This is a genomic window from Acidocella sp., from assembly GCF_036489515.1.
Taxonomy (GTDB): Bacteria; Pseudomonadota; Alphaproteobacteria; order Acetobacterales; family Acetobacteraceae; genus Acidocella.
Window position 1 is genome coordinate 1 of record NZ_DASXFO010000028.1, and the last position, 7747, is coordinate 7747.

The 7747-nt window shown below is 66.1% G+C and carries 7 protein-coding genes, 1 other RNA gene and 1 pseudogene; all 9 read left to right on the forward strand.

Annotated elements, in window-relative coordinates; all coding sequences use genetic code 11:
• Positions 1–254: RNase P RNA component class A (gene rnpB, locus VGG47_RS03815), an RNA gene on the forward strand; the annotation flags it as partial.
• Between the two features lie 9 nt (positions 255–263).
• On the forward strand, positions 264–449 hold the full coding sequence (locus VGG47_RS03820; RefSeq protein WP_331535610.1) for a hypothetical protein: 186 nt from the start codon (positions 264–266) through the stop codon (positions 447–449).
• 160 nt (positions 450–609) lie between these two features.
• Positions 610–1059, forward strand: coding sequence for a division/cell wall cluster transcriptional repressor MraZ (locus tag VGG47_RS03825; protein ID WP_331535612.1), 450 nt, complete (start codon positions 610–612; stop codon positions 1057–1059).
• A complete protein-coding gene (rsmH, locus tag VGG47_RS03830) occupies positions 1056–1991 on the forward strand; it encodes a 16S rRNA (cytosine(1402)-N(4))-methyltransferase RsmH (protein ID WP_331535614.1) in 936 nt (311 codons plus the stop codon). Before VGG47_RS03825 ends, rsmH begins: the two co-directional genes overlap by 4 nt.
• On the forward strand, positions 1988–2770 hold the full coding sequence (gene ftsL, locus VGG47_RS03835) for a cell division protein FtsL (protein WP_331535616.1): 783 nt from the start codon (positions 1988–1990) through the stop codon (positions 2768–2770). Before rsmH ends, ftsL begins: the two co-directional genes overlap by 4 nt.
• The gene (locus tag VGG47_RS03840; protein ID WP_331535618.1) at positions 2767–4830 is read left to right on the forward strand and encodes a peptidoglycan D,D-transpeptidase FtsI family protein; all 2064 of its coding nucleotides are present in this window, start codon (positions 2767–2769) and stop codon (positions 4828–4830) included. The genes ftsL and VGG47_RS03840 overlap by 4 nt, the downstream gene beginning before the upstream one ends.
• Positions 4811–6199: a UDP-N-acetylmuramoyl-L-alanyl-D-glutamate--2,6-diaminopimelate ligase gene (locus VGG47_RS03845; protein WP_331535620.1), complete on the forward strand. Its 1389-nt coding sequence runs from the start codon at positions 4811–4813 to the stop codon at positions 6197–6199. Before VGG47_RS03840 ends, VGG47_RS03845 begins: the two co-directional genes overlap by 20 nt.
• Positions 6196–7539 (forward strand): UDP-N-acetylmuramoyl-tripeptide--D-alanyl-D-alanine ligase, encoded by a 1344-nt coding sequence (locus tag VGG47_RS03850; RefSeq protein ID WP_331535622.1) that lies wholly within the window; start codon positions 6196–6198, stop codon positions 7537–7539. Before VGG47_RS03845 ends, VGG47_RS03850 begins: the two co-directional genes overlap by 4 nt.
• A pseudogene (mraY, locus tag VGG47_RS03855) lies at positions 7539–7747 on the forward strand (phospho-N-acetylmuramoyl-pentapeptide-transferase); the annotation flags it as partial. The gene VGG47_RS03850 and the pseudogene mraY, both read left to right, overlap by 1 nt.

Sequence of the window (7747 nt, forward strand, 5' to 3'; positions counted from 1 at the left end):
GCCCGCGGCAAGGGTGAAACGGTGCGGTAAGAGCGCACCGCGGCCCTGGTGACAGGGCTGGCAGGGTAAACCCCACCGGGAGCAAGACCGAATAGGGGCGGCCGGCGCCGTGCGAAAGCATGGGCGCGGGAGTATTTTCGATCCGCCGCCCGGGTTGGTCGCGCGAGGCGGGCCGCAAGGTCCGTCCCAGAGGAATGGCCGTCCAGCGCCGCTCGCGGCGTGGACAGAACCCGGCTTACAGACCGTCTGGATTTTTCACGTAAGTGAGCCAAAAACTTTTGGTCCGCTGGGCCATGGGCGTTGTCATAGACAACGCCCATGGCCCAGCGGACCAAAAGTTTTTGCGCCGCTTTTTTCAAAAAGCGGCTGCTTCCCTCGATATTATTTCGGGATACGTATTTCACTCCCGTGAAAACATCTCCATTCACCTGGAAAAGAACAAAACATGAACAACGAAATCCGAGAATCCGTAGCTATTTTCTAGAAGTTTGATTTCGACTCGGCGGCGCAAAAATGAGATTCCTTTTGACGCGGCGTCATGGCCCATGGTAGTGGGGAAGAAACCCATGAATACCCATACAGTGGTGGAAGGTCCCGCGTCGCATCCATATGAGTCAGTTCTTCGGCAACCACGAGAATCGGCTTGACGCGAAGGGGCGGGTGTCCGTTCCGGCGCCGTTCCGTGCGGCCTTGAAGGGCGATCTGGGCGCGATTTCGCTGATTCTGCGGCCGTCCTACATTGCGGGGTGCATCGAGGTCTGGCCGCGCGCGGCTTATCAGCTTTGGCAGGAGAAGCTGGACCAGATGGATCATTTCGATCCCAAGCGCGAAGCGTTGGCGACGCTGCTCTACAGCGAGGCCTGGGTGGTGGAAACCGACAAGGAAGGGCGCATCCTCATCCCTGGTGACCTGGTTGAATACGCGAATCTTACCGGCGCTGTGAACTTTTTAGGGCGCGGCGATCATTTTCATATCTGGGAGCCGCAGGCGGCTTCTGAGTTCCGCCGGGCCTCGCGGGCGCTGGCGCCGGGCTTCGCGGCGAAGGCGGTGTCGGCATGAGCGGGTTTTCGCATATTCCCGTGTTGCGGGATGAGGCGGTGCGGATGCTGGCACCGGGGCCTGACAAAATCTATCTCGACGGCACGTTCGGTGGCGGCGGCTATGCCGGTGCGATTCTCGATTCGGCTGATTGCCGCCTGATCGCCGTCGATCGCGATCCTGCGGCGGTGGCGCGCGGGCGCGAACTGGCCGCGCAGCATTCCGGTCGCCTGCAGATTTGTGAAGGCCGCATCAGCCAGATTCTTGATCTGCTCGGCGCCGCCGGGGTCGGGGCGCTGGACGGCGCGGTGTTCGATCTTGGGGTTTCGTCCTACCAGATCGATGACCCGGCGCGGGGCTTTTCATTTCGCCAGGACGGGCCTCTCGACATGCAGATGGGCGGTGCGGAAATAACCGCGGCGACGCTGGTAAACACTGTGCCCGAATCCGAACTCGCTGATATTTTGTACCAATTCGGAGAGGAGAAAGCGTCGCGCCGGATCGCCAAGGCGATCGTCGAGCGGCGCCGGCTGCAAAAATTTGCGACGACGGCCGATCTGGCCGGCGTGATACGGAGCGTTGTGAGAGCGGACAAGTCAGGCATAGACCCGGCCACCAGAAGTTTTCAGGCGCTGCGCATCGCGGTGAATGACGAGTTGGGCGATGTCGCCGCCGGGCTGGCGCAGGCCGCTTCGCTGCTGGCGCCGGGTGGGCGGCTGGTGGTGGTGAGTTTCCATTCCCTGGAGGATCGGATCGTGAAGCGCTTTTTCGCGCAGGCGGCCGGGCGCATGCCCGGCGCGTCGCGGCATGACCCTGCCTCGCTGCAGGAAACGTCGCGGCCGCAATTCAAGTTGTTGACGGGCAGCCCAATGCTGCCGAGTGCCGCGGAGGTGAAAGCCAATCCGCGTGCCCGCAGCGCCAAGCTGCGCGCAATGGAAAGGCTCGCACCATGATCCGCCCCTTCACCCTGATCAGCGCCGCACTCTTCGTGCTGTCGGGCGCGTATCTGTTTGCCGTGAAACAGCGTGCGCAGGTGCTGGAGGACAACCTGGCGCAGGTGGCGCAGGCGACGCGGCTCGACCAGCAGCGTATCCGGGTGTTGCAGGCGCAATGGGCGCTCGAGGTCGATCCGTCGCGGCTGCAGCAGCTCGCCACCCAGTTCACCACGCTGCAACCGATGAAGCCGAGCCAGATGATGGCGTTGCCGCAACTGGCCGAGGCCCTGCCGGCGCCGAACAGCCCGGTGCCGGGCAGCAATCCGGCCAGCCCGGCGCTGCCTGCCGACAACGATGCCGGGGCGGTGGCGCAGGTAACGACGTCTCCGGTCGCCGCCACGGCGGCGGCGCAGGTGCATCTCGCCAGCGCCGAACTGGTCCAGCCGCAGACGGCTGAGTTGCACACCGCCAGCCGTGTCCCGGTGCATCAGGCGGTGCGCCGTATCCCGGTGTCGGCCGGGCTGCGGCTGGCGAGTGTCGAAGAACCCGTGCGGCATTGGCGGCCGGTCCATGTGGTGTCGCACCGGGCCGTGCTGGCGCGGCACGTGACGGAATCGCATCTTTTTGAAGCCCGCGCGGCGGGTCCGCTGCCGCCGCCGGGGATGCCGATGGGGGCGCAGGTCCTGTCGGTGCGCGCGGTCGCGGCGCCGACCCCGACCCCGCCGCTGCCGCAGACCATGGCGGAGAACGGGGGCTCGATGCTCGGCATGGCGCAGTCTTCCGAGAGCGGCAATTGACACTGACGCTCAAGCCCGGATCGGAACCGCCCGCGCGCCGCCCTGGTGCGCCGGCGCGCGGGGCCGTGCCGCGCATGGAGCATGTGCGTGCCACCGCGGCAGCGCCGGCGGTCCTGGAGAAGGCGCGGGTGCGGCTGCTGATGGGTGCGCTCGGCTTCAGCGCCTTGTTTGCCGTCCTGACATTGCGCCTGGTCTACGCCACCGTGATCAACCCGATCCTGCCGCCGCCCGCAGTGCTGCAGGCGTTGCAGCCGATGCTGAACATCATGCCGCCGCCGCCCGACCGCGCCAATATCGTTGACCGCAACGGCACGATCCTGGCCGTTTCGCTGCCCGGGGCGGAACTCTACGCCGATCCGCGCCAGGTCACCGATCCGCTGCAGGCGGCGGAACAACTCGCCGCGGTGCTGCCCGGGCTGGACCTGGCGGAGACCGACCGCCGGCTCGCCTCGAACAAGGACTTTGTCTATCTCGACCGGCAGCTGACCCCGCCCGAGGAGCTGGCGGTGAACAAGCTCGGCATTCCCGGCGTCTATTTCGAGAACAGTGAGACGCGGCATTACCCGGACGGCGATCTGGCCGCGCATATTCTGGGCGGGGTCGGGGTGGGCAATGTCGGCATCGCCGGGGTGGAAGAGTATTTCAACAAGCGCCTGACCACCAATCCCGCGCCGCTGCGGCTGTCGATCGATGCCGGCATCCAGAGCATCGTGCATGACGAGCTCGCCGCCGCCCTCAAGGAATTCCAGGCGCCCGGCGCCTGCGCGATCGTGATGAGCGCCAAGACCGGCGAGGTTCTGGCGATGTCCAGCCTGCCGGACTACAATGTCAACGATCTCGGCACGGCCAGCGGGAACAGTCAGTTTAACCGCTGCGTGAACGGCCTCTACGAGCCGGGCAGCGTGTTCAAGCTGCAGATCATGTCGATGGCGCTGGATTCCGGCATCATCCATTACTGGGATTATTTCGACACGACGCACCCGCTGCGCGTCGGGCGTTTTTATATTCGCGACTTTGAGCCGGCGCATGTCTGGATGGCGGTGCCGCAGATCCTCAACGTGTCGTCGAACATCGGCGCCTCGCGCATCGCCTCGATCCTCGGGCCGAAGATCGAGCAGGCCTGGTATAGCAAGATGGGCTTTTTCAAGCCGGCGAACATAGAGCTGCCAGGGCCGCCCATGCCGGAATATCACCCGCTCAATGATTGGGGCCTGGCGACGACGTTGACGGTGTCGTTCGGCGGCGGCATCGCGGTGAGCCCGTTGCAGCTGGTGACGGCCGTGGTACCGGTCGTGAATGGCGGCCTTCTCTACAAACCGACGCTGCTGGCGGTGGACCCGAATGAGCCGCAGCCGGTGGGCGTGCGCGTGATGAAGCCGAGCACCTCGGACACCATGCGCAAGATGATGACCGACGTGGTGGCGGGAGGGACCGGCGTTTACGCCGCCGTGCCGGGCTATATCGTCGGCGGCAAGACCGGGACCGCGCAGGTGGTCGGGCCGAACGGGCGCTATCTGCTGCACACCAATAACGGTTCCTTCATGGCCGCCTTCCCGATGCAGGATCCGCAATACGTGGTCTATGTGGTGATGCTGCAGCCCAAGCCGGATGCCACCACGCACGGCTTCACCACCGGCGGCTATGTCGCAGCCCCCACGGTCTCACGGATCATCGCCCGCATCGGGCCGATGCTGGGCATCATGCCGTTGAGCGGCGCTGAGCTGGCGGCGCAGACCGCGGCGCTGACCGTCCCGCTGCAGCCGACCACGCCGCCCGGCCAGGTCGGGCTCGGGCCGGATCATCCGTTGCCGCCGCAGGCGAATGCCTATGCCTATTTATTGATGGGAAAGAAGCCGCCGGGCATGGACGACACCAAGCCGGACCGGCTATCGGACCGGCGAGCAGCGCAGAAGGCGGCGACGCTGCTCTCCGCCTCGCATACCTCGCATACAGCGAAACGGGGCGCGAGCCGGATCATGGCACCGGTTTTTCCGGCGATCAGCAGCCATATTATGACGGAGCGGGCCCTGCCGGCGGATAATGAGTTTGCGGAGCGGTGAGTTGAACGGGGTACGGGGTATTACGGCGGATAGTCGGGCGGTTCAGCCGGGCTATATGTTCGCTGCCTTGCCCGGTGCCACAGCGGATGGGCGGCGTTTCATCGCCGAGGCGGTGGCCCGTGGCGCCGTCGCGGTGCTGGCGCCCGAGGGGACGGTGTGGCCGCCCGGCGTACCGCCGCGCCCGATGCTGTGCACCGCCTCGCCGCGGGAAAAACTGGCGCAATTCGCGGTTGAGCTGGCGGGCAAGCTGCCGGAGCGGCTGGCGGCGGTCACCGGCACCAACGGCAAGACCAGCACCGTGGATTTTTTGCGGCAGATCCTCTGCCTCGCGGGTCGGCGCGCCGCGTCGCTCGGCACGCTGGGCGTGATCGCCGAGGGCCTGCCGGTGGTGGAATCATTGACCACGCCAGACCCGGTGACCTTGGCCAACACGCTGGCGATGCTGGCGCGCGAAGGGATCTCTGACGCTGCCCTTGAGGCCTCGTCACACGGCCTCGCGCAGAGCCGGCTGGACGGCTTGAGCTTCGCGGCGGCCGGATTCACCAACCTGACTCGCGACCATCTCGACTATCATGGTTCGATGGAGGCCTATCGGGCGGCGAAATTGCGGCTGTTCGAGCTGCTGCTGAAGCGCGGTGCGGCGGTGCGGGCGATGGCCGATCTGGACCCGGTGACGCTGGGCATGCTGCGCGAGATTGCCCTGAAGCGCGGCCTGGATTTTCGCGCGTTGAGCATCGGGCAAAGTGCTGCGCAGCCCGCTGGGCAGGAGATTTTTGTCGACGGGCGGGAGGTATCGCTGCCTTTGCCCGGAAAATTCCAGGCGGATAACGCGGTGCTCGCGGCCAGCCTGGCCGAGGCGCTGGGCGTGCCGGATGCGTTGTCGCATTTGCCCAGGCTGGTCGGCGTGCGGGGCCGGTTGGAGCGGGCTTTGGTGCTGCCAAACCATGCCACTGCCTATGTCGATTACGCGCATACGCCCGATGCCATCACCCGCGTGCTGAGCGCACTGCGCCCGCACGCCACCGGAAAACTCGTCATCGTATTCGGCGCCGGCGGCGACCGGGATGCCGGCAAGCGGCCGCTGATGGGCCAGGCGGCCGTGGCGGGGGCGGATCGCGTGATCGTGACCGACGATAACCCGCGCAGCGAGGAGCCTGCCTGCATCCGCGCGGCGATTCTGGCGGCAGCACCCGGTGCGATCGAGATCGGCGACCGGCGCGCGGCGATCGCCGCCGGTCTCAATGAATTGCGTGCCGGCGATGTGCTGGTGGTCGCGGGCAAGGGGCACGAGCAGGGGCAGATCATCGGCGGGACGACCATCCCGTTCGACGATGCCAGTGTGCTGCGTGAGCTGGGCGGTGCGGCGTGACCATCCTATGGGACGGGGATGAGCTGGCCCAAGCGGTGGGCGCGGCTTCGCGCGGCTTCGCAGTCAGCGGCATCAGCATCGACACGCGCACGGTAAAGCCGGGCGATCTGTTCGTAGCACTTCAGGGCGCGCGCGATGGGCATGATTTCGTCGCCGAGGCGCTCGCTAAAGGCGCGGCCGGGGCGCTGGTCTCAAAGCCGATGCCGGGCAATGTACTGCTGGTCGACGATACCTTGGCGGCGCTGGCCCGGCTGGGGGCCGCGGCGCGGGCGCGCGGCCGGGCCAAGATTGTCGCGGTGACGGGCAGCGTCGGCAAGACCACGACCAAGGAAATGCTGCGCCGCTGCCTTGGCGGGTTCGGCGCCGTGCATGCCGCGGAGGCGAGCTTCAACAACCATATCGGCGTGCCGCTGACCTTGGCGCGGATGCCCCGTGACACCACTTTCGGCGTGTTCGAGATCGGCATGAACCATCCTGGCGAGATCGCGCCACTGGCCGCCCTGGTGCAGCCGGATGCCGCCATCGTCACCTGCGTTGACCGCGCGCATCTGGGGCTGATGGGCTCGGAACTCGCTATCGCTAGGGAAAAAGCCAGCATCTATGCGGCGCTAGCGCAGGGTGGCAAGGCGGTGATCCCGGGCGAGACGGCCTATCTGCAGGTGCTACGCGAGGTGGTGCCCTCCGGCCATTGCGCGCTTTTGTTCAACGGCCCGGAGGCACGGCTACTGGATATGCTGAGCGGACCGGAAAATGCCGAGATTGCGGCGGAAATTCTGGGCCAGAAGGTTTATTTCCGCCTTGCCACACCCGGGCGCCATATGGCCAGCAATGCACTGGCGGCGCTCACCGCCGCCGCAGCTTTGGGGCTGGATGTGGAGAGGGCCGCCGCGGCGCTGAGCGGCTTTGCACCCTATGCCGGACGCGGCGCACGGCGGGAGCTGGCGCTGCCGAACGGCGCTAAAATTCTGCTGCTGGATGAGAGCTACAATGCCTCCCGGGCCTCAATGCGCGCGGCGTTCTCAGTGCTGAAGCTCCAGCCTGGCCGCCATGTCGCGGTGCTGGGAGACATGCTGGAACTTGGTGAGCATGCCGAGGCCGAGCATCTGGCACTGGCACCCACCCTGCGCGAGAGCGCGGATGTGGTTTTTGCCGCCGGGCCCTGCTGCGGGGCTTTATTCGACTCGCTGCCCAGGGCAATGCAGGGCGCGCATGCGCCTGATGCGGCGGCTCTCGCACCTATAGTCAAAGCCGCGCTGCGCGATGGCGATGCCGTGTTGGTGAAGGGCAGCTTCGGCAGCCGCATGCGTGATGTTATCTCTGCCCTGGAAAGTCCCGGCTGATGTTTTACTTCCTCCTGCTCCCGCTCGCCGGGCATATCCATGTTTTCAACCTGTTCCGGTATATCTCATTCCGGGCGGGTGGAGCGTGCATCACGGCGCTCATCATCAGCTTCTGGGTGGGGCCGAAGCTCATCCGTAAGCTGCGCGCCATGCAGCGGCATGGCCAGCCCATCCGCACCGATGGGCCAGAGCGGCATCTGATCGAGAA